The sequence below is a fragment of the Nocardia sp. XZ_19_369 genome, from assembly GCF_015355715.1.
Taxonomy (GTDB): domain Bacteria; phylum Actinomycetota; class Actinomycetes; order Mycobacteriales; family Mycobacteriaceae; genus Nocardia.
Window position 1 is genome coordinate 128,249 of record NZ_JACVED010000013.1, and the last position, 21,082, is coordinate 149,330.

At 67.6% G+C, this 21,082-nt stretch carries 21 protein-coding genes; 9 read left to right on the top strand and 12 right to left on the bottom strand.

Going from position 1 to position 21,082, the window contains the following annotated elements:
• Positions 1 to 413: 413 nt before the first annotated feature.
• Positions 414 to 3,992: a serine/threonine-protein kinase gene (locus tag IBX18_RS38220; RefSeq protein WP_194838301.1), complete on the top strand. Its 3,579-nt coding sequence runs from the start codon at positions 414 to 416 to the stop codon at positions 3,990 to 3,992.
• A 7-nt stretch (positions 3,993 to 3,999) separates the two neighbouring features.
• Here IBX18_RS38220 and IBX18_RS38225 read toward each other — a convergent pair whose 3' ends face one another.
• Together IBX18_RS38225 and IBX18_RS38230 are read right to left on the bottom strand one after the other, a co-directional pair.
• The gene (locus tag IBX18_RS38225) at positions 4,000 to 5,316 is read right to left on the bottom strand and encodes a class I SAM-dependent methyltransferase (protein WP_147132288.1); all 1,317 of its coding nucleotides are present in this window, start codon (positions 5,314 to 5,316) and stop codon (positions 4,000 to 4,002) included.
• Entirely contained in the window at positions 5,313 to 6,752 is a 1,440-nt protein-coding gene (locus tag IBX18_RS38230; protein ID WP_194838421.1) for an FAD-binding oxidoreductase, read from the bottom strand. The genes IBX18_RS38225 and IBX18_RS38230 overlap by 4 nt, the downstream gene beginning before the upstream one ends.
• Before the next feature lie 207 nt (positions 6,753 to 6,959).
• Here IBX18_RS38230 and IBX18_RS38235 point away from each other — a divergent pair, with 207 nt between their 5' ends.
• On the top strand, positions 6,960 to 7,394 hold the full coding sequence (locus IBX18_RS38235; protein ID WP_194838302.1) for an SRPBCC family protein: 435 nt from the start codon (positions 6,960 to 6,962) through the stop codon (positions 7,392 to 7,394).
• Between the two features lie 57 nt (positions 7,395 to 7,451).
• Here the strand turns inward: IBX18_RS38235 and IBX18_RS38240 are convergent, their stop codons facing one another.
• The 3 genes from IBX18_RS38240 to IBX18_RS38250 are packed head-to-tail and all read right to left on the bottom strand — an operon-like array spanning position 7,452 to position 9,252.
• Positions 7,452 to 7,802: a VOC family protein gene (locus tag IBX18_RS38240; RefSeq protein ID WP_194838303.1), complete on the bottom strand. Its 351-nt coding sequence runs from the start codon at positions 7,800 to 7,802 to the stop codon at positions 7,452 to 7,454.
• A 16-nt stretch (positions 7,803 to 7,818) separates the two neighbouring features.
• A complete protein-coding gene (locus IBX18_RS38245) occupies positions 7,819 to 8,634 on the bottom strand; it encodes a MerR family transcriptional regulator (protein ID WP_194838304.1) in 816 nt (271 codons plus the stop codon).
• Positions 8,635 to 8,688: 54 nt separating this feature from the next.
• Positions 8,689 to 9,252 carry a hypothetical protein gene (locus IBX18_RS38250; protein WP_194838305.1) on the bottom strand — a complete coding sequence of 188 codons (564 nt, stop codon included), beginning with the start codon at positions 9,250 to 9,252 and terminating at the stop codon, positions 8,689 to 8,691.
• A 166-nt stretch (positions 9,253 to 9,418) separates the two neighbouring features.
• Between IBX18_RS38250 and IBX18_RS38255 the strand changes: the two genes are divergently transcribed.
• The 3 genes from IBX18_RS38255 to IBX18_RS38265 are packed head-to-tail and all read left to right on the top strand — an operon-like array spanning position 9,419 to position 11,065.
• On the top strand, positions 9,419 to 9,760 hold the full coding sequence (locus tag IBX18_RS38255) for a YbaB/EbfC family nucleoid-associated protein (RefSeq protein WP_107653711.1): 342 nt from the start codon (positions 9,419 to 9,421) through the stop codon (positions 9,758 to 9,760).
• A gap of 20 nt (positions 9,761 to 9,780) precedes the next feature.
• Positions 9,781 to 10,389: a recombination mediator RecR gene (gene recR / locus IBX18_RS38260; RefSeq protein ID WP_107653712.1), complete on the top strand. Its 609-nt coding sequence runs from the start codon at positions 9,781 to 9,783 to the stop codon at positions 10,387 to 10,389.
• A 58-nt stretch (positions 10,390 to 10,447) separates the two neighbouring features.
• Positions 10,448 to 11,065, top strand: a complete 618-nt coding sequence (locus IBX18_RS38265; RefSeq protein ID WP_147132269.1) for a LysE family translocator — start codon at positions 10,448 to 10,450, stop codon at positions 11,063 to 11,065.
• 13 nt (positions 11,066 to 11,078) lie between these two features.
• Here the strand turns inward: IBX18_RS38265 and IBX18_RS38270 are convergent, their stop codons facing one another.
• A complete protein-coding gene (locus IBX18_RS38270; protein ID WP_107659937.1) occupies positions 11,079 to 11,723 on the bottom strand; it encodes a hypothetical protein in 645 nt (214 codons plus the stop codon).
• A gap of 25 nt (positions 11,724 to 11,748) precedes the next feature.
• Entirely contained in the window at positions 11,749 to 11,955 is a 207-nt protein-coding gene (locus IBX18_RS38275) for a hypothetical protein (RefSeq protein WP_147132265.1), read from the bottom strand.
• A gap of 406 nt (positions 11,956 to 12,361) precedes the next feature.
• Between IBX18_RS38275 and IBX18_RS38280 the strand changes: the two genes are divergently transcribed.
• The 4 genes from IBX18_RS38280 to IBX18_RS38295 all read left to right on the top strand — a co-directional run bounded on the left by IBX18_RS38280 (position 12,362) and on the right by IBX18_RS38295 (position 16,941).
• The gene (locus IBX18_RS38280; RefSeq protein ID WP_194838422.1) at positions 12,362 to 15,271 is read left to right on the top strand and encodes a circularly permuted type 2 ATP-grasp protein; all 2,910 of its coding nucleotides are present in this window, start codon (positions 12,362 to 12,364) and stop codon (positions 15,269 to 15,271) included.
• Complete coding sequence (locus IBX18_RS38285; protein ID WP_194838306.1) at positions 15,268 to 16,182, top strand: transglutaminase family protein; 915 nt, start codon at positions 15,268 to 15,270, stop codon at positions 16,180 to 16,182. Before IBX18_RS38280 ends, IBX18_RS38285 begins: the two co-directional genes overlap by 4 nt.
• Positions 16,183 to 16,312: 130 nt before the next feature.
• The gene (locus IBX18_RS38290) at positions 16,313 to 16,570 is read left to right on the top strand and encodes a type II toxin-antitoxin system Phd/YefM family antitoxin (protein ID WP_194838307.1); all 258 of its coding nucleotides are present in this window, start codon (positions 16,313 to 16,315) and stop codon (positions 16,568 to 16,570) included.
• Positions 16,567 to 16,941, top strand: a complete 375-nt coding sequence (locus IBX18_RS38295) for a type II toxin-antitoxin system VapC family toxin (RefSeq protein WP_135234389.1) — start codon at positions 16,567 to 16,569, stop codon at positions 16,939 to 16,941. Before IBX18_RS38290 ends, IBX18_RS38295 begins: the two co-directional genes overlap by 4 nt.
• Before the next feature lie 12 nt (positions 16,942 to 16,953).
• Here IBX18_RS38295 and IBX18_RS38300 read toward each other — a convergent pair whose 3' ends face one another.
• The 5 genes from IBX18_RS38300 to IBX18_RS38320 all read right to left on the bottom strand — a co-directional run bounded on the left by IBX18_RS38300 (position 16,954) and on the right by IBX18_RS38320 (position 21,054).
• Positions 16,954 to 17,712 carry an ABC transporter ATP-binding protein gene (locus tag IBX18_RS38300; RefSeq protein ID WP_194838308.1) on the bottom strand — a complete coding sequence of 253 codons (759 nt, stop codon included), beginning with the start codon at positions 17,710 to 17,712 and terminating at the stop codon, positions 16,954 to 16,956.
• Positions 17,709 to 18,776, bottom strand: coding sequence for an ABC transporter substrate-binding protein (locus IBX18_RS38305; protein ID WP_194838309.1), 1,068 nt, complete (start codon positions 18,774 to 18,776; stop codon positions 17,709 to 17,711). Before IBX18_RS38305 ends, IBX18_RS38300 begins: the two co-directional genes overlap by 4 nt.
• Positions 18,773 to 19,660, bottom strand: coding sequence for an ABC transporter permease (locus IBX18_RS38310; protein WP_194838310.1), 888 nt, complete (start codon positions 19,658 to 19,660; stop codon positions 18,773 to 18,775). The genes IBX18_RS38305 and IBX18_RS38310 overlap by 4 nt, the downstream gene beginning before the upstream one ends.
• Positions 19,661 to 19,820: 160 nt before the next feature.
• On the bottom strand, positions 19,821 to 20,264 hold the full coding sequence (locus IBX18_RS38315) for a hypothetical protein (RefSeq protein WP_194838311.1): 444 nt from the start codon (positions 20,262 to 20,264) through the stop codon (positions 19,821 to 19,823).
• A 61-nt stretch (positions 20,265 to 20,325) separates the two neighbouring features.
• Positions 20,326 to 21,054 (bottom strand): DUF2637 domain-containing protein, encoded by a 729-nt coding sequence (locus IBX18_RS38320; protein WP_194838312.1) that lies wholly within the window; start codon positions 21,052 to 21,054, stop codon positions 20,326 to 20,328.
• Positions 21,055 to 21,082: the final 28 nt, after the last annotated feature.

The window sequence follows — 21,082 nt, forward strand, 5'->3', positions numbered from 1 at the left end:
CTGGCGGGCTACCCATCGCTGGAGAAGACCCGCGGATGTCACACCACATCCGCATCGCCGAATGTGGACTGTCGCCCGTTCGGTCCCCGCGCTGGACAAGATCCGCGACTTCCGGTCGCTGGGAAATTGCGTCCTTCCGCCCCGCCACGCGTCAGAATGGAATAGAGCGAATCTCGTTCCTGGTCACACCGGCGACCAGGCCGGCGGCGAAGCGCTGAGCAGGGACAATGAGGGGAAGATCGAGGTGGAAAACATCCTGTTTCGAAACTTCTCCCACCAGGTGCCGTGCCCGCGCTACGTTGGAGTATGCGCAGACATATCGGACATCGCGCGGAGATTTCGATGATGTCCGCGTGTCAGCGTGCTTGTTGGTTGCCGGTGACGCCGATTCGATGTGAGTTCGAGGTGGTCACGTGAATCCACGGACGCGTTCGGGCAAGGTCGGTCCCGACTCGACCCCGGCCGACTCGGACACCCAGCGCCACCCGCTCATCGGAATCGCCGATGAGTTGGACGCGATGGGGCTGTCCGAGGCGAAGGAGATCGGCCGGGGTGGCTTCGGCGTGGTCTATCGCTGCATCCAGCGGACGCTGGACCGGGTGGTGGCGGTGAAGGTGCTCTCCTCGGAGATCGAGGTGGAGAGCCGCGAACGCTTCCTGCGCGAGGAACAGGCCATGGGCAGGCTGTCCGGCCACCCGAACATCGTGGACATCCTGCAGGTCGACGTGACGATGAGCGGTCTGCCGTTCATCGTGATGCCCTACTGCACCCGTGGCTCGCTGGAACAGGTGATCCGTGATCAGGGTCCGCTCACCTGGAGCGACTCGTTGCGCGCCGGGGTGAAGCTGGCGGGTGCGATCGAGAGCGCGCACCGCGCCCAGATTCTGCACCGCGACGTGAAACCGGCGAACGTGCTGCTCAGCGGCTACGGCGAACCGCAGCTGACCGACTTCGGCATCGCCAGAATCCCCGGCGGCTTCCAGACCTCTAGCAGCATGATCACCGGTTCGCCCGCCTTCACCGCGCCCGAGGTGCTCAAGGGCGACGACCCGACCATCCGCTCCGACGTCTACGGCCTCGGCGCGACGCTGTTCGCGCTGCTCACCGGCCATGCTGCGTTCGAGCGGCAGGCGGGGGAGAAGGTGGTCGCGCAGTTCCTGCGGATCACCACCCAGCCGGTGCCGGATCTGCGCGAGCACGACATTCCACCGGATGTGGCCGACGTGATCCAGCAGGCCATGGCCACCGACCCCGACGATCGCCCGTCCTCGGCCTACGACTTCGGTCAGCTGCTGCGCGGGGTGCAACGCGGCCACGACCAGATGCCCGACGAGATGGCGCTGCTGGAAACCATCGCCGCGCCCGAGCCGGTGGAGCATCCCAGCGACTCCACGACGCCGACCCAATCCCGGCCCGCGGTGACGGCCCGGCGCAGCTGGCCACTGACGCTGCGCCCGGCGGTATCCCAGCACACCGGTGCCGGCGGCTCGGCGACCACGCTGCCGCCCACCGCGGCCACCAAGTTCCGGCCGCCGACCCCGGCCAGGGAACCGGTCCCGCGCCCCCGCCTGCTGGACATCCTTCGCGCCGGCGGACGGCGCAGGCTCGCCGTCATCCACGGCCCCGCCGGTTTCGGCAAGAGCACCCTGGCCGCCCAGTGGCGGACCGACCTGACCGAGCGTGGCATCCCCGTCGCCTGGATCGGCGTGGACCTCGACGACGACAACGAGATCTGGTTCCTCGCCCATCTCATCCAGGCGATCCGCCGGGTGCGCCCGGATGTGGGCACCGGTTTGGATCAGGCGCTCGAGGAACGCCCCGCCGATGCGGCGGCCTTCGTGATCTCCACGCTCATCGATGAGATCCATGCGAGCGGCTCCACGATCGTGGTGGTCGTGGACGACTGGCATCGGGTCACCGATCAGGGCGCGCAGCACGCGATGGAATCGTTGCTGGACAACGGATGTCATCACTTGCGCTTCGTGGTGACCAGCCGGGAGCAGTCCGGTTTGCCGACCAGCCGGATGCGGGTGCACGACGAACTGGTCGAGATCGGCTCGTCCGCGCTGCGCCTGACCACCGAGGAGACCAAAGAGATCCTGGTGCGCCACCACGGATTTCCGCTCACGGACATTCAAGTGGAGCAGATCCATACGGCGACCGACGGCTGGCCGGCCGCCATCCAGCTGGTCAGCCTGTCGTTGCGCGGCAATGCCGACCCCGCCCAGCTGATCGCGAATCTGTCCGAGGGTAACCACGGCATCCGCGAGTATCTCGCCGAAAACGTCTTGGACACACTGGAACCCAGGATGCTCGACTTCCTGATGTCGATCTCGGTGACCGAGCGGGTGTGCGGTTCGCTGGCCGCGGCGCTGTCCGAGGACGCGGACGCCGAGCAACTGCTGGAACAGGCCGAGCAGCGCGAGCTGTTCGTGCGCCGGATCGTGCACGACCCGGAGTGGTTCCGGATGCAGCCGCTGTTCGCCGAACACCTGCGGGCCCGGCTCGAGCGTGCCCAGCCTGGTCGGTTGAAGTCGCTGCACCGCAAGGCGGCCCGCTGGTACGCCGAACATCAGTTGCTGCGCAAATCGGTCGACCACGCGCTGGCGGCCACCGACTTCAAGATGGCGCTGGATCTGCTCGAGACCGGCGGCATGGACCTGATCGACCGGTCCCGGCTGGCGACGCTGCTCGGCACGGTGTCGAAACTGCCGATGCAGCAGGTGGCTTCGCGGTCCAAGCTGCTGATGGCGGTGGCCAGGGCCAACGTGAACCTGCAGCAGTCCGGCGCGGCGCGCACGGCACTCGGCAGGCTCTCCAACATCCTGGCCCGCGGCTCGTCCACCGACGAGGACGTCGATCAGCAACGCTGCCAGGCCGCCGTGCTCGGCGCCGCCGACCAGATCGCCCGCGATCACACCGAGGGCGTGCTGGATCGGGTCGCGGACTGCCTGCAGAAGCCGGACGAGCTGCCGGCCTGGACCGTGTCCACCGCGGCGAACCTGACCTCGTTCGTGCGCCTGTGCGAGTTCGACTTCGACGGCGCCCGCGAGATCCAGGACTGGGCGACGGAATACCATGCCAGGTCCAAGGATCCGCTCGGCGAGGTCTTCGGGCTGTGCGGGCGCGGTGCCGCCGCCTATGAGCAGCTCGACATCCCCACCGCGACAGCGTGTTTCCAGCAGGCGTGGGAGGTCGCCAAGTCCCGGTCGGGTCCGCGCTCGCATGCCGTCCGGGTGGCCTCGGCGATGCTCGGCGAATTGAACTATCGCCGCGGCGATCTCGACACCGCCGACCGGCTGCTCGACGAGAGCCATCAGCTGGCCGCCCGGGTCGGCCCGGTGGACTTCCTGATCTCGACGTTCGTCATCGGCGCGCGGGTCAAGGCGGTGCGCGGCGACTTGTTCACGGCCGCAACCAGACTCGACGAGGGCGCGCGCATCGCGAACGACAACCGGCTGTTCCGGCTGGCCGCGCACATCCGCGCCGAACGGCTGCGGCTCGGCTTGCCGTTGGACGAGTCGGACGATCAGTTCGCCGGCCCCGAATCGCCGTCGGCGCCGCTGCACGCGGGGCATCGGATGACCGGCGCCGCCGTGCTGGCTGCGGAGGCCGAGGAGGTCGCCGCGATCCGGGAGCTGCTGGCCCATGGCAGGCTAGGCTCCGACGATCGGGCCGTCCGACGGTCCCGCGCCTTGCACGGCCGAATGCTCGAAAAGCGCCGTCCCCGAGCGCAATTGGATGCCTCGCTGTTGCTCGCCGAATGCCTGGCCGCCTCGGGCTGGGTCGGCGAGGCCACCGGCCTGCTGCTGCCGTCGGCCGCGACCTGCGCCCGGCTGGGCTGGACCAGGCCACTGCTCGACGCGGGCCCCGGCGTCGTCTCCATCCTGCGCGTGCTGCGCGCCGAAATGCCCACGGCCGCAGCCCATACCGGAGACATAGACCTGCCCGCCCTGTTCCTGGAGGAGCTCCTGGATCAGGACGGGCAGTAAGCGAAACCTACGGCTGCCACCACGGGCGCAGCGGCACCGTCCAGTCGCCGTCCTCGGGGAGTTTCACGCCGAGCACCTGGTGCAGCTGAACCACGTTGCGCTGGAAGCCGAGCCGGCAACCCGCCATGTACAGGCCCCACACCTTCGCGGTGCCCTCGCCGACCTCGGCGACGCACGCGTCCCAGTTCTCCACCAGGTTCTTGCACCATTCGTGCAGCGTGAGCGCGTAGTGCTCGCGCAGGTTCTCCTCGTGCAGCACCTCGAGTCCGACGTTCTGGATCTCGGAGATGATCCGGCCGGACCCGATCAGCTCCCCGTCGGGGAACACGTAGCGGTCGATGAAGTCACCGGCCTTGGTAGTCCTGGTGTTGTCCGGGCGGGTGATGGAGTGGTTCAGGAACAGGCCGCCGTCGCGCAGCTTGTCCTTCATGAACTCGAAGTAGTAGGGGTAGTTGTGCACGCCGATGTGCTCGGTCAGCCCGATCGAGGACACCGCGTCGAAGTTGCCCTCGGGGATGTCGCGGTAGTCGGAGTGGCGCACCTCGGCCAGCTCGGACAGGCCCTGCTCGGCGATCTTCTGCTGGGCCCACTCGGCCTGCTCGGCGGACAGCGTCGCGCCGATCACCTTGACGCCGCGCTTGGCCGCGTAGCGGACCATGCCGCCCCAGCCGCAGCCGATGTCGAGCAGCCGGTCGCCTTCCTTCAGCCGCAGCTTCTCGAAGACCAGCCGGTACTTGTTCTCCTGTGCCTGCTCCAGCGTCCAGTTCTCGTCGCCGTAACACGCACAGGTGTAGGTCATCGACGGGCCGAGCACGTACTCGTAGAACTTGTTGGAGACGTCGTAGTGGTGGTGGATCGCCTCGGCGTCGCGGGTCTTGGAGTGCCGCAAGCCTTCCAGCGCGATCCGGCGCCAGCGCGGCAGCGTCTCCTGCGGCGGCGGTGCGACCGGCTTGAGCCGCTCCCAGCCCAGCGAGCGGGCGATGGTGACCAGTGCCAGCGCGGACGGGCGATGGAACTTCAACCCTTCCATCGCCTTCAGGATGTCGTAGGGGTCGCCGGGGTGGACGCCGCTGGCGGTCATGTCGCCCGCGATGTAGGCGCGCGCCATGCCGAGATCGCCGGGGGCGGTCGCCAGATAGTTGATGCCGCGGGGCGTCTTGATCTCCAGCCCGTACTTCGAGTCCTCGGGACCGGCCGTGCTGCCGTCGTAGGCGGTCAGCCGGATCGGTACCTCGCCGTCGATCAGCGTCTCGAAGATCTCGGCAATGCTGAGTTTGGTTCCGAGGTCAGCTAAGACGTCGGAACGGTCCTTGAATGTCGTCATTTGCGTTGCACCGCCTTCGAATACAAATCCAGCAGCCGCTGGTCTGGGTCGTAGCGTCTCTTCAATTCGGTGTAAATGTTGCCGCCGTACAGCGCCGCGAACTCATCTTTGTCGTAGTAGGAATCCGAGTACAGCGACTTATGTCCGTCGAAGTCGGTCACGGTGCGCTCGATCGCCCGGTTGGCCGCTCCTTCCTGCTGTCCTGGCACAGTAGGGACGGCTGACCAGAACCCGACGTTGACGTAGGTCCGGTTCGGTTCGAGGGGGTACAGCGGCCAGGTGCGCTCGGTCGTCGCGGGCGCGCCGGTGTCGCGCAACCGCAGCGGGCACAGCCAGATCGGCTCGATCGGGATCTCGCGCAGGAACCATTCGACGAAGTCGGCGGTGCGTTCCACCGGCACCTCGATGTCCTGCACCACCCGCTCGCGCGGCGGGTTGCCCTGCCTGGCCTCCAGCTTGTCGGCGATGTTGTATCTGTGGTCCAGCGCGATGAGCTTCCAGTAGAAGCTGCTGCGCCGGTACCGCTTCGGCCAGAACCGGCGGATCTTCGGGTTCTGTGTGCCGAACGCGCGCGAGCACCAGAACCAGTCGGTGTCCCAGCGCCAGAGGTAGTCGTGAATGGTGAGCCGGTCGCGCTTGGGCCGCTCGTCGTCGTGCTGGATGGACCGGTAGAAGACGTCCATGCCGGTGTAATCGGAGACCGGGCCGGGCTCGTCGGTCTGCGTGCCGAGGGTCAGATAGCTTTCGTCGGCGGTGAAGACGACGCCGTCGAGATAGTCCACTCGCTCACCGTCGTAGGTCTTCTGGTCGACGATGGTCGCGAGGGTCCGCTCCAGCTCGCGCAGGTCGTGAAAGCGCAGGTGGCGCATGGCCACGTAGGGCTGCACGGTCTCCAGCTCGATCTTCAGCCGGACCGAATAGCCGAGGGTGCCGTAGGAGTTCGGGAAGCCGCGGAACAGGTCGGCGTGCTCGTTGTCCGGGGTGGCGGTGATGATCTCGCCCGCGCCGGTCAGGATGTCCATCTCCAGCACCGACTCGTGCGGCAGGCCGTTGCGGAACGAGGTCGACTCGATGCCGAGGCCGGTCACCGCGCCGCCGAGAGTGATCGTCTTGAGCTGCGGCACCACCAGCGGCGCGAGGCCGTAGGGCAGGGTGGCGGCGACCAGGTTCTCGTAGGTGGTCATCCCGGCCACGTCGGCGGTCTTGGCCACCGGGTCCACCGCGATCACCCGGGTCAGCCCGGAGACGTCGAGGCCGGGCGCGGGGTTTTTCGCCCTGGCCCGGAACAAATTCGAGGTCTTCTTCGCCAGCCGCACATTGGCGTTTCCGGGAATAGCGCGATAACTCGCCAGCAGTCGGTCCACACCGGCCCGATGCGCGGCAAATCCGGATTCCTGTGCGGCCGGTGCGCGTCCGGCCTTCCCCAACAGACTCACTGCCACCCCTCGACGCTAGTACGCACCGCATTCGGAGACCACCACGAGGGCGGGGTCTCGGGAGAAATGTCACGCAGATGTTGCGAACCGGAATATCGGCCGACTCGGAGAAGTTCGCCACACGACTCGACCGGTATGCGGTGCGGCGCCCGCCGCAGGGCAGGATGGACACCGGTCGACATACCGTACCCGGACAAGGAGCTCATTGTGGGACAGGTCAGCGCCAGCAGTTCGATCGCCGTGGCGGCGGATCCGCAGCGCACCCTCGACGCCATCGCGGACTACCAGACGGTGCGGCCGCGCATCCTCTCCGCGCACTACCGCGACTACAAGGTGGTCGAGGGCGGCAAGGGCGCGGGCACCGTGGCGGAGTGGACGCTGCAGGCCACCGAGAAGCGCACGCGCAACGTGCACGCCGTCGTCACCGTGTCGGATTCGATTGTCACCGAGCGTGATTCGAACTCCACCATGGTGAACACCTGGACCGTGACGCCGGACGGCGCGGGCTCGCAGGTCACCCTGCGCACCACCTGGCAGGGCGCGGGCGGTGTCGCTGGGATCTTCGAGGGCATCTTCGCGCCGCTCGGCTTGAAGAAGATCCAGGCCGAGGTGCTGGGCAACCTGCAGCGCGAACTCGCCTGACCCGCAGGTCATGACACAGCGCGGCGCCCGGCACCAGGTGCCGGGCGCCACGGTCGGCTACTTCGCGCCGATGTCGAAGAGGTTGCCTTCCGGGTCGGCCAGCGTGGTCCACTGCCCGCCGTACTCGCTGAAGTCGCCGATCCGCTTGGCGCCCAAGCTGATCGCGCGCTCGACGTACTGATGCCATTCCTCGGCGTTGAAGTCGAGGTGGATCACGTTCTTCCCCGGATTCTTGTCGGGCACCTGGATGAACATCAGCACCGGCGAGACCTCGGCCGCGCGGCCGACGGTGGCGAAGTGTTCGGACGCGCCCTCGTCGACCGCCAGAGCCAGTAATTCGGACCAGAATCCGGCGAGGGCGGCGGCATCGTGGCAGTCGACGGTGACGTGCGCGAGCGACAGTGGCATAGGGTTCTCCCCTTTCTCAGAGCAGGCCGATCGGCCAGCAGACTTCGGTGCGGTAGGTGTTCGGGTCGTCGGTGTCGCCGGGGCTGAGCAGATAGCGCTCCCGGACCGGTTCGGCGAGCGCGCCGCCGTGCTCGGCGACGTAGCTGCCGAGCGCGCCGTAGGTGCGGTCGAAATCCTCGAAATCCCCCTCGTGCAGCGCGATGGCGAAGCGGCGTGCGGGCAGCTCGATGATCGAGGTCCGGCCGGCGGGTTCGAGCCGGGCGGCCGGTGGGATCGGCACGTAGGCGACCACCTCGCCGAGGTCGTTCTCGAAGAACTCCATGGCGTAGGTGGCGCCGTCGACGCCCGCGGATTCGAGGCCCGCGGCGCCCAGCGTCTGGTGCAGCAGCGGAAACGCCGCCGCGCACCACGGTCCGATATCAGCCCTGCTGACCACCTCGGCCAACGCCAGCGCGGGAAAGGCGGGGATCGCGCGGTATTCGACGGCGATCGGCGCGGCCGGGGTGAGCAGCGACCGCAGCGACGCCACCACCGCGCGGGTTCTGGCCAGCTCCGCCTCCATCCGCTCCAAGTGGGCGCGCAAGGCGGCGTTGCGAATGTCGTCGTCGGGCGCGGCGAGCACGGCCTTGATCTCCGGCAGCGGCATGTCGAGCTGACGCAGGCGCCGGATCAGATGCGCCTGCGCCACTTGGTCGGTCGAGTACCGCCGGTAACCGGAGCCGGTGTCGACCTCGACCGGTTCGAGCAGCTCGATGTCGTGGTAGTACCGGAGCGTTTTCACGGTCAGGTAGGTCAGCCTGGCGAACTCCCCGATGGAGACAGTCGCGGTCATGCCTTTTAGCGAACACCCTCCAGCCAGGGGAGAGTCAACTTTCCGCGAAGTCGATCAGGCGAGCACGAAGGTCAGCAGCATGGTGTGCTGGAACGCGCCGCGCCACCACGAGTAGCCGAACCAGACACCCGGGGTGATCTCCCTGATCTCGTCGTACACGGGCGGTGTCGGGGACGGGTCGTAGTTCAGGGCCCAGGTCGGCCTGCCGTCGAGCAGCGCGGGCGCGGTGTAGACGTTCGCGGGCCAGGCCTCGTAACCGGCGCCGGTGACCCGGTTCATCAGGTAGCCGCCGTCGGGGCCGGTGTAGAAGGTCTTGCCGATCCAGAAGGCGGGCGCGACCCCCTGCATCGTCGGCGGCCGGGTCACCCAGCCGTTCTTCACGCCCATCGGGACCGCGCCGCGTTCGGCGTCGCGGAAGACAGCGTCCTGCTGCTCGGGTCCACATCGGAACCGCAGCGAGTCGATCGTGACCGCTCGATTGTCCGGGTCGAGCAGGCAGCCACCGCCGTAATCGGCGGAATCGGCGGTTGCCGCCGGGGCGGCCACGCCGAGAAATATGCCGGGAACCCCCAGGGAAAGCACCATGGTGCTCAGGAAACGTGCCCTCATCGTGTTCATATCGGTACTCCAGAACTGCCGCACGGTCTCCCGACCTATCTACTTATGTTAGGTCGATCTTGATGTTCTGAAGCTGGACTTACCCAACCTGTTACCGGCCATGCGTGCCGCCCTCAACTCAGGGACTAGGCTGATCAGTGACACTTTCCCCAGAGAGGAATATGCCGTGCAGCCCGGTGGTCAGTTCGACATGCAGCAGTTACTCGCCCAAGCGCAGCAGATGCAACAGGCGGTGATGGAGGCCCAGGCCGAGATCGCCGCGGCCGAGGTGGAGGGCCAGGCCGGCGGCGGGCTGGTCAAGGTCACCATCAAGGCGTCCGGCGAGGTTGTTTCGCTGACCATCGATCCGAAGGCGGTCGACCCGGAGGACGTGGAGACGCTGCAGGACCTGGTGATCGGCGCGGTGAACGACGCGATGGCCAACGCACAGCAGGTGGCGGCCGAGCGGCTCGGCCCGCTCTCGGGTGGGCTCGGTGGCGGTTCGCTGCCCGGGCTGCCGGGCTTCTGAGAGCCACGGGGACATAGCCGTTGTACGAGGGTCCGGTTCAGGATCTCATCGACGAGCTGGGCAAGCTGCCCGGCGTCGGTCCGAAGAGCGCGCAGCGCATCGCTTTTCATCTCCTCCAGGTGGAGCCGCCGGAGATCGACCGGTTGCAGGCCGCGCTGCAGAAGGTGCGCGACGGCGTGCAGTTCTGCGTGGTCTGCGGCACCGTCTCCGACGGTGAGATGTGCCGTATCTGTGCCGACGCGCGCCGCGACCGCACCATGATCTGTGTGGTCGAGGAGCCCAAGGATGTGCAGGCGATCGAACGCACCAGGGAGTTCCGTGGCCGCTACCACGTGCTCGGCGGCGCGCTCGACCCGCTCAGCGGCATCGGGCCGGACCAGCTGCGGATCCGGGAATTGCTGGCGCGCATCGGAAATCAGTCCGACGGCATCGATGTCACCGAGGTGATCATCGCGACCGACCCGAACACCGAGGGCGAGGCCACGGCCACCTACCTGGTGCGGATGCTGCGCGATTTCCCCGGCCTCAGCGTGACCAGGCTGGCCTCGGGGCTGCCCATGGGCGGCGATCTGGAGTTCGCGGACGAATTGACGTTGGGTCGGGCGCTGTCCGGCCGGCGCGCGCTCTGACTCCTGCCCCTGATCTCGGGGGGTTGCGGGGCCTCCCGCGCTGGTTACTGTGTCGGGGATGAGCATCGAATTCATGCTGACCACGCTCGTCATCGTCGCCACCCCCGGCACCGGCGCGCTGTTCACCCTGGCGGCCGGTCTTTCCAGGGGGACGAAGGCCAGCGTGATCGCGGCGTTCGGCTGCACACTGGGCACCGTCCCGCACATGCTCGCGGCGATCACCGGCCTCGCCGCGCTGCTGCACACCAGCGCGGTCGCCTTCCAGACCCTCAAGTACCTCGGTGTCGCCTACCTGATCTACATGGCGTGGAGCACCTTCCGGGACAAGGGCGCGCTGACCGTGCCCGAGGGCAGCGAGCAGAGCGCCTATTCGGCCCGCAAGGTGATCACCTCGGCGGTGCTGCTCAATATCCTCAACCCGAAGCTGACCATTTTCTTCTTCGCGTTCCTGCCGCAGTTCGTGCCCACCGGTTCACCGAACGCATTGGCGCGCATGCTCGAACTGAGCGCCATCTTCATGCTCGCCACCTTCGTGGTGTTCGCGATCTACGGCGTGTGCGCGGCGGCCGTCCGCAGCCACGTCATCTCGCGACCCATGGTGGTGACCTGGATGCGCCGGGTGTTCGGCGTCTCCTTCATCGCGCTGGCCGGGCGCCTGGCACTGCAAAACCAGTAGGCGGCAACGCGACTCAGAGTTCGACGCGCGACCACGGCAGCGTCTGCATGCGGCTGCGGTCGTCGGTGGCCCAGTCCCAGATCACCGCGGACACCGTCGGCGCGTCCAGCACCGTGGTGCCGAAGTGCTTGTCCGGGGAGCCATCTCGGTACTCGAGGGTGAACGCGCCGGTCTTCTCCCGGTAGGTCTGCATGTAGACCTGATCGTCTCGTTCCACCACCAGATACGGATTCGGCGGGGCCAGCTCGGCAACCCATTGATCGGCAAGGGGTTTGGTCAGGTAGGGGAACTCGCCCGCGCCGCCGTGGGTGACCGTCGCGGGCACGTGCCCGGCCGGATCGATCAGCCAGGCCAGCTGCGGATCGTAGACCGCGTAGTTCAGCGGCGTTGCGATCGCGAACAGCAGCTGGCGGACGAAGCCGATCGCGTCGTACGGGCACGGCACCTGTAGCGCCGCGCCGGTCGCGACGCCGCCGACCGGGTGCACGCTGAGGAAACTGTCGTCCTCGGGAACCTCGGCGTTGGCCTTGTTCAGTTCGGCCGCGATCTGCGCGACCATGCCCGCCTCCGGGAGTCCCTGCTGGGTGCTGAGGTAAGCGTCCACCTCGGCGATCGATGACGCGACACCTGATGGCAGCAAGACGTGGTCATAGCTCACCCGCACAGGGTACGTACGGCGCGGTTCAGGCCAGGCGACGGGCCGTGTCGGGCTCGGCACAGGCGCAGCCGCCCGCTACGTCGGCGCAGTCCACCACGAAGGTGTGTCGGACGTAATCCAGGTCGACACAGTCGTTTTCGGTGCATTCGGTGAGCCTGCCCGCATGGACGATGAGGGTGCCGTGGCAGTGGTCGACGGCGGATTCGCAGGACGAACAATCCGGCGCACGCATGTGACCTCCAGACGTGATCGGTTCGTTATCTTTGTCTACCACTTCCGGGTCGCACGCTGGGGGAAGTCGGCGATGTGTGTCGCGGGCCGGGCGTGGCGCACCCGGGTGGCACGCCTATGTCGAGACCCCGATCGATGTGGCGACCGCGACTATCTAGTGGCCCAACCGGGTGCTCCGGCCCCGTTCAGTGCGGTGCCGGCGCAATCACCGCGCAACCGGCGCTCCGAGGTGACCGGGCACATCGCGATACGGCTGGATCGCGGTGAGCTACGTGCGAAAATGGCAACACAATCGTTGGACGGCGGCGCGCAAGGCCTGCTCGATCTGCGCGGGTATGGACCGTCCAGGGATCGGTCAGCGACCGTTAGGCACGTCTGGCAGCGGAAGTGAGGTCGGCGCGGTGACGATGCGCGAGGACGCTCTGCGGGAGACGGACGCGGCGACCGGTCTGCGCGAGCAAGTGGCCGAGCAATTCGCGCGGTACCGCACCGGCGGCGTCGAGACCGCGCCCTACGACGAATGCGGCAGGCCTACTGCGGGCTACTACGACGAGCTGGTCGACGCGGACGGCAAGGTGCGCCGGATGTGGTCGGAGCTGTCCGCCGATTTCGTCGAGCTCGGGACCACCGGCCTCGGCAGGCTCGACAACCGGGTGCGCAGGCTGATCGAGGACGACGGCATCACCTACACCGAGGTGCTCGGTCCGGGGGAGCAGGCGGTGGCCACGCCGTGGCGGCTCGATCCGATCCCGCTGCTGATCTCCGCGGACGACTGGACCCGGTTGGAGGCGGGCCTGGTGCAGCGCTCGCGGGTGCTCGACGAGGTGCTCACCGATGTCTACGGGCCGCGCCGCACACTCACCAGCGGACTGCTGCCGCCCGAGGTGATCTTCGGTTACTGCGGCTATGTCCGTGCCGCCCATGGCATTACGGTGCCGGGCCGGCACCAGCTGTTCCTACACGCCTGCGATATCAGCCGCTGGAGCGACGGGCAGTTCCGGGTGAGTGCCGACTGGGCGCAGGCCCCGTCCGGCGCCGGGTACGCGCTGGCCGACCGGCGGGTGGTGTCCACCGCGATCCCGGAGGCGTTCGAGCATTCCAATCCGCGCCCGCTGACGCCGTTCGCCCGGGCGATGCGGTTGATGCTGATCGAATCGGCGCAGGGGGAGGCCGACGATCCGTTCGTGGTGGTGCTGAGCCCCGGCGTGCACTCCGCGACCGCGTTCGATCAGGCCAATCTCGCCTCGATGCTCGGCTTCGCCCTGGTGGAGAGCGCGGACCTGGTGGTGCGCGACGGTGCGCTGTGGATGCGATCGCTCGGCACGCTGCGCCGGGTCGATGTGGTGCTGCGCCGGGTGGACGCGGAGTTCGCCGATCCGCTTGATCTGCGGCCGGATTCGCGGCTCGGCGTGGTCGGGCTGGTCGAGGTGTTGCGCAGGGGTGCGGTCACCGTGGTGAACACGCTGGGCAGTGGACTGCTGGAGAATCCGGCGCTCACCGGGTTCCTGCCGCGCCTGTCCCGGGCGCTGCTGGGGGAAGACCTGCAATTGGAGAGCGCACCGACCTATTGGGGCGGTGACGATAAAGAACGCGCGCAGCTGATCAAGAATCTGCACCGGCTGATCATTCGGTCTGCGGTCGACGGTGCCACGCTCTTCGGGCCGGAATTGTCGATCCGGCAGCGTGCTGATCTGCGGGACCGGATCGAGGAAACCGGTTGGCAGTGGGTCGGGCAGGAACCCGCGCAGTTCTCGGTGGCGCCCGCGGTCGAGGGTTACGGCGGCTTGACGCCGGCGCCGGTCGGCATGCGGCTGTTCTCGATGGCGCGCCGCAGTGGGTACACCGCGATGGCCGGTGGCCTTGGGCGGCTGCATCAGCGCACACTGCCCGACCGGGCGGTGATCAGGATTGCGGCCAAGGACATTTGGGTCAGGGCGGCGCCGAGTCCGGTGCCCGCGGTCGGTACCGAGGCGCCGCACGAGGAACGCGAGCGGCGTGCTGCCCCGGTGGTGGCGGCGGTCAGTTCCCCGCGTGTGCTCAACGATCTGTTCTGGATGGGGCGGTACGGGGAGCGGGCCGAGTCGGCTGCCCGGCTGCTCATGGCCACGCACGACCGGTATCAGGATTTCCGCTATCGGCCGTGGTTGGAGGGGGCCGAGGCGATGCCGGTGCTGATGGCGGCGCTGGCTCGCGCCACCTCTACCGTTGCTCCGGCAGCAGTGGTGGGGGATTCCGATGAGGACGCTGATAGTGGTGCGGCAGAGCAGGATTCGCCGTGGTTTGCGTCTGCGGACCGTCCGCTGTCCGCAGACGACGAAGGTGTGTCGAACCCAGCTGGGAGCGAGCCTGGTTCGGCGAAATCCGACGCTGCGGATGTCGCGGATATCGCCGACGAAACACATGTGCCGATCCGGCCGGGAGTGCTGCAGCGGGCGATCGTGGCCGCGGCGAATGCGGCGCAGGAGCAAGGTATTCCGGTACCCGGGTCGTTGGGTCCGCCGCCGACGGCCGGAGCCTCCCGGGAGGGTTACGAATACCTGGCGGCGTTGACAATCGACCGCGAGCTGCCCGGTTCGCTGGCCTTCGCCATCGACCGGTACGAGAACGCCGCCCGCGCCGTGCGCGATCAACTGTCCGGGGACACGTGGATGATTCTGAGCGCCGTGGATCGCGCGCTCACGGAGTATCGGAGCACCCAGGGTGACCGCGAGGCGGCATTGTCGGCGGTGCACTCGCTGACCCTGGCCGCGCTGCTGTCGCTGTCCGGCATCGGCGCCGAATCGCTGGTGCGCGACTCCGGTTGGTACGTCATGGATATCGGCAAACGGATCGAGCGCGGGCTCGCGCTCACCGCGCTGATGTCGGCCGCACTGACGCAGGAGTTTCCGGACGAGGCCGAACGGGTGGTCACCACATCGGTGCTGCGGGCCACCGAGTCGCAGGTGAGTTACCGCCGACGCCACGGTGATTCGGTGCGTATCTCCGCGGTCGCCGGACTGCTGCTCTTCGATACCGCCAATCCACGCTCGCTGGCCTACCAGCTGGATCGGCTCGAGGCCGACCTGCACACCCTGCCCGGCGCCTCGGGATCGTCTCGGCCGCAACGCCTGCTGGCCGACGCGCAACGCATGCTGCGCCGGGTCGACCCCGACGACCTCGACGTCACCGACGACGAAGGCATACGCACCGAACTGCTCGAGCTGCTGGAGGGTGTGCATCTGCGGCTGCGCAAGCTGTCGGACTCGTTCGAGACCTCGACACTGTCGCTGCCCGCGGGCTTCCAGCCGCTGTGGGGTAGCACGCGGGTGGTCGGATGATCGACCGCGACGGTTCGGTCCGGCGCTACCGGGTCGCACACCGCACCACGTACTGCTACTCCGACGAGGTCGCCAGTTCCTACGGGCGTGCCTACCTGACGCCGCGCGAATTCCCTGGGCAGCAGCTGCTTTCGCACGAAATCTCGATCGACCCGGTGCCCTCGGATCAGTCGATCGGCCCGGATGTGTACGGCAACACCACCTCCTACTTCCACGTGACCGCCCCCCATCGCACCCTGGTGGTCACCGGCGACTCGCTCGTCGAAGTCGATCACCGCGACCACGCCGCGGACGGTCCGGCGGGCCGGCCGTGGGAACTGGCCCGCCCGACCGGTGCGACAGGCCCGCTCGCCGTGGAGTTCACCCTCGATCTGCACCCGCCCGAAATCACCAGCGAGGTAAGGGCTTACGCGGCCGAATCACTGATTCCCGGCCGCCCGCTGCTCGACGCCGTGGCCGAACTCACCAGCCGCATCCACGCCGACTTCACCTATCAGTCCGGCTCGACCACCGTCTCCACCAAGGTCGCCGACGTCTTCGCCGCCCGCGCCGGCGTCTGCCAGGACTTCGCCCGAATCGCCCTGGCCTGCTTGCGTTCCCACGGCCTGGCCGGCCGCTACGTCTCCGGCTACCTCGCCACCGACCCACCCCCCGGCCGCGACCGCATGATCGGCGCCGACGCCACCCACGCCTGGGCCGCCGTCTGGATCCCCGGCACCGACGACCACGACCGAACCGGCCACTGGCTCGACTTCGACCCCACCAACGACCAATTCGGCGACGAGCGCTACGTCACCGTCGCCTGGGGCCGCGACTACGCCGACGTCCCCCCACTACGCGGCATCATCTACACCGACGCCAAAAACAGCACCATCACCGTCTCGGTAGACGTCTCCCCGGTGCAGAGCTGACCCGCGTGAGCTCCACCAGCCTCATCGCCCACGACCGCTGCGTCGCCAAGCCCCGCTCAGGCCGTGGTTACGGCTAGTCCGTTGCACTCAGGACCTTGCCGGACTAAGCTCTTAGCTAAGGAGGTGGGCCATGTCGGGCAGCGCAGCTGAGCAGTTCAATATCCACGAGGCGAAGACGAATCTGTCGCGCATCATCGAGCGGGTCGAACACGGCGAGGAGATCGTCATCAGTCGCGCCGGTCACCCCGTCGCGAAAGTGGTCCCGCTGGTCCGGCGGGTCAACCGGGTCGGCCGGGGCTCGCTGCGGGGGCGACTCGTGCTCGCTGCCGACTGGGATTCCGACGCGACCAACGCGCAGATCGCCGACGACTTCGGCACGACGGCATGAGACTCCTGCTGGACACCCACGTGATCGTGTGGTGGCTGACCGACGATCCCGCGCTGTCCGATGACCTCAAGGAGCGGATCGAACACGATCCGGATATCTACGTCAGCGCGGCGACGGTGTGGGAAGTCGCCATCAAACAGGCCCTGGGCAAACTGACCGGCCCGATCGACCTGCCCGAGCACGTCATGGGCAGCGGGTTCCTTCCGCTGCCCATCAGCGCCGAGCATGCGACGCTGGCCGGTCGGCTGCCATTGATCCACCGCGATCCATTCGACCGAATGTTGGTGGCGCAGGCGCAATGTGAAGGTCTGACGCTGGTCACCCATGACACGTGGTGCCAGAAGTACGAGGTCCCGATTCTCGCCGCGTGACGTAGGGCCCTGCTATGCGTGGGCGGCGTAGATGTGGGCGGAGACTTCGTTGCGCATGTGGGTGAAGGCGGGGTGGGTGCGGGGTTGGGTGGGGGTGGGGTTGTCGTAGATGATGCGGCCGGGGCGGGTGCCCATGACGAGGACTCGGGTGCCGAGGAGGAGGGCCTCGTCGATGCTGTGGGTGACGAAGAGGACGGTTTTTCGGCGGTCGCGCCAGAGGGTGCGGAGTTCATCCTGGAGGTTTTCGCGGGTCAGGGCGTCCAGGGCGCCGAAAGGTTCGTCCATCAGGATGATCTGGGGATCGTTGACGAGTACGCGGGCGATTTGGGCGCGTTGCTGCTGGCCGCCGGAGAGTTCGTAGGGGCGGCGGTTGCCGAGGTGGTCGAGGCCGACCAGGGTGAGCATGCGTTCGGCTTCGGTGCGGCGCTCATCGCGCGGTACGCCACGGACTTTGGGGCCGAATTCGACGTTCTGGCGGACGGACAGCCAGGGGTAGAGGTTGGGTTGCTGGAAGACGACACCGCGGTCGGGCGAGGGTCCGGTGACGGGGCGGCCGCCGACCCGGACCGTGCCTTCGGTCGGCTCCAGGAATCCGGCGAGGATGTTCAGCAGGGTCGACTTGCCGCAGCCGGAAGGGCCTACGACGCAGACGAATTCGCCGCTCTCGATGGTCAGGTCGGTCGGTGCGAGCACCTGCGTCGGGCCGTCGTCGCCCCGGTAGCTCTTGCTCACGCCGGTGAGGACGACCCGGCGCTCATCCGGCGCGGTCACGAGGACGCACCCTCGGCCGCGGCAGCGTAAATCCCACTGCGGTAGGCGTTTTCGTCACCGACCGAGTCGACACCACCCTGGCTCAACAGGAATTCGGCCGTCTTGCGCAGATCGGCGGCGAATCCGCCGCCCAGGTACTTCGCGTCGGCCTGCTCGGCCGCGCCGAGATAGGTATATCCGGCCAATTGCGGCCCGACCAGCGTGGGTGCGATGCCGAGCTGCGCACCGATCGACACGGCCGCATCCTCCGGCTTGCTCCGCAGTTGCGTCACCGCGTAGTCCTGCAGTTTCGCCCACACCACCGCGAATCGCGGGTTCTCGTCGAGGAACTTCGTGCTCGCGACCGCCAGATCGAAGGTCGGCGCGCCCGCGGCCGCGGTGTCGGCGCTGGAGGTGACGAGATGACCGCCGGCCTCGATGAGCTTCGACAGGGTCGGATCCCACACCCAGGCGGCATCGATCTGATCACCGTTCCAAGCACCGGGAATCGCGTCGGGCGCCATGTTGATCACCTGCACGTCACCGGCCAGCCCGGCCTTGCCGAGCGCGGCCAGCAGACTGTAGTGCGCGGTGCTGCCGAACGGTGTCGCGACGCGCTTGCCGCGCAGCCCGGCCAGCGTGCTGACCGACTTGTCCTTGGCGACCAGCGATTCCGACTTGCCGATCACATCGTGGATCCACAGCACCCGCACCGGCAGCCGCAACGGCGCGGACAGCGCCTTGGTCGCCGGGCTCGACCCCATGGTGCCGATGTCGAGGCTGCCCGCGCCGAACGCCTGGACCACATCGGCCCCGGCGGAGAACTGGCTCCAGGTGACTTTCGCGTTCGGCAGGCAGGCGGCCAGCAGGCCGCGATCCTTCACGAAAAGATCGGCATTGGGGATGGCTTGGAATCCGATCCGCGCCTGCGTGGTGACGCTGGGATCCGCGGCGAACGGACAACTCGCCTGCGCCCCATCGACTCCGGTGTCGCCGCGGCCGGACTCGACGCACCCGACGGTCGTCGCAACGACGGCGGCCACGGCGAGGCCGGTCGTGACCATGCGACGGACTGCGGCATTCATGCTTTGCCTTTCCACGGAACTGCTTTGGTGCCAAGAAATTTGATGACCGAGTCGAGTACGAGTGCCGCGCAGCCGATCACGATGATGCACGCGATGGTCAGCGGCGTGTTCAGCTGCGTGCCTGCGATATACGCGAGCCCACCGATGCCGGGAATACCGTTGTTGAGCTCCGCGGCGACCACGGTGGTCCAGGCGAACGCGGTGGCGATCCGGATGCCGCCGATCACCTCGGGCAGCGTCGCGGGCAGCACCACGCGCGAGATGACCTGGGCGCGACCGGCACCCAGCGAGCGGGCGGCATTGAGATAGTCCTGCTTGACGCCCGTGACACCGCTCAGCGTCGCGATGGCGATCGGCGGGAACGCGGCGAGGAACAGCAGCCAGACCTTCGACAGATCACCGATGCCGAACCAGACGATCAACAGCCCGATATAGCCGAGCGGCGGCAGCGACCGCAGGAAGTTCAGGATCGGCTCGGTGACCAGGCGCACGGGGGTGAGCATCCCCATCACGAAGCCGACCGGCGGCCCGACCACGATCGCGATACCGACGCCGACGGCGATCCGCTGCAGGCTGGCGAGCAGATGCTCCCACAGGTAGTAGTTCTGCTCACCGATCACCGTGCGGTCCACGCCCGGCGCGATCGGATGCCGGGAGTTGGCCCGTACGAACGCGTCCCACACCGCCCGCGGCGACGGCAGATACAACGGATCGACCAACCCCGCGGCGGTGACCACTGCCCACAGCCCGAGCACGAGCGCCAGCGCCGCGACCCGCGTCAGCGCCGGAGCCAGCAGACGGCGATAGTCGCGCGGTCGCCGCGGTGCGACGGCAGGCTGGTCCGCCCGGACGGGCTGGGTGTCCCGGGTGCTGATCGCGGTCATGCGGCGCTCGGTGACAGTCCACGCCGACGCAGGCCCACCTCGGACACGGCACTCTCCTCAACACTCGGCAAACCTCGACGCTATCGGTGGCGAGGGTGCCGAGGGGAGAGTTAGAAACGCCGTGAACTTAATCGGCCGCGGCGGGTCCGCGAGGTGCCGATCACCCTATTCCGTTGACACTTCCATTCATGCCGTTCATGCCGACGTGTTCGCCGATGTTGCCCGCCAGCCACTGGTTCTGCGCCAATGTCTCGAAAACGCAGATGAGCAACAGCTTTCGACTGCGCCTGCTCACCGAGTACTCGAGGTCGGGCGCGGCTTCCGGGCCGCGCAACGAACTGCTGATGCCTTTGCGCAGGTTCGGTTCCGACAGCAGCCAGAACAATTCCGGCCCGATCAACACCGATTGCCCGCCGGTCTCGTGGAACCAGCGACCGGCGAATTCGATCAACAGGTCGGTGAACGCGTCCCCGCTCTCCACCGACTCGGTGAGTTGGCTCAACGCACCCGATCGATCGACACTGCTCTGGATCACCGAGGCGAGCCTGCTTGCTACTTCACGGAACTGATCGACGTCCTGGTCCTGCCAGACTGTTAGAGACATTGTTTTTCTCCATCGAAGTAGTCGAGCGTGGGTGAGTGATTACCTGGACGTCGCGGCGGGATTATCGGTGGTTGACCAGCTTTCGGCCGTCGGCGTCGAAGGTGTTGAAACGCATCGGGGTGTTCGGCCCGGTGGCGAAGGGCACCGCGGGACCGGGCTGCGGGTGGTCCTGGCCGTTGTTCTGCGCCTGGCCGTTGTTCTGCGCGTGCCCGTTCGTCGACGCGTGCCCGTTGAGCTGCGGCGAGGTCACCAGCTCTGGCGCATCCTCGACCGCAAGCTGCTCGGCTTCCGCGGCAACGGCGGCGCGTCGTGTCGCGGTGTTGCGTGCCAGCAGGATCAGGGTCAGGTGCACCGCGAAGAGCAGGGTCAGCGGCATTCCGGCGTAGATGATCAACGACACCGGCCCGCCGCCGATTTCCCGCGCGTATTCGATATTTCCGGCGACCGAAACCAGCGTCGAGACCACGAAAAGTCCCGTCGCATACCACCATCCCGCACTGCGTTTGGGAAATGACGCGGTGGCGACGATGGAACCGACGACGAGCCCGTCGATGGCGATGGGCACATTCGCCGCCAGTTCCGGTTCCACCAGGTTGCGTACGGCCAGATGGTGCAGTGCGACAAAAGACATCTCGAACGCCTTGAGCGCCACTACCGAGGAAACGATCAGCGACAGATACAACGGACGCGGCCATAGCAGGCTGCGCCAGCGAGCCAAAATCGGTGGACGGCGTGGCATTACCGGCTGCGTCATTGATTCGGCAGGTGACCCCGGCGTGATCGTCGTCATAGCGGGGAGCGTAGCGTGCAAATAGCCG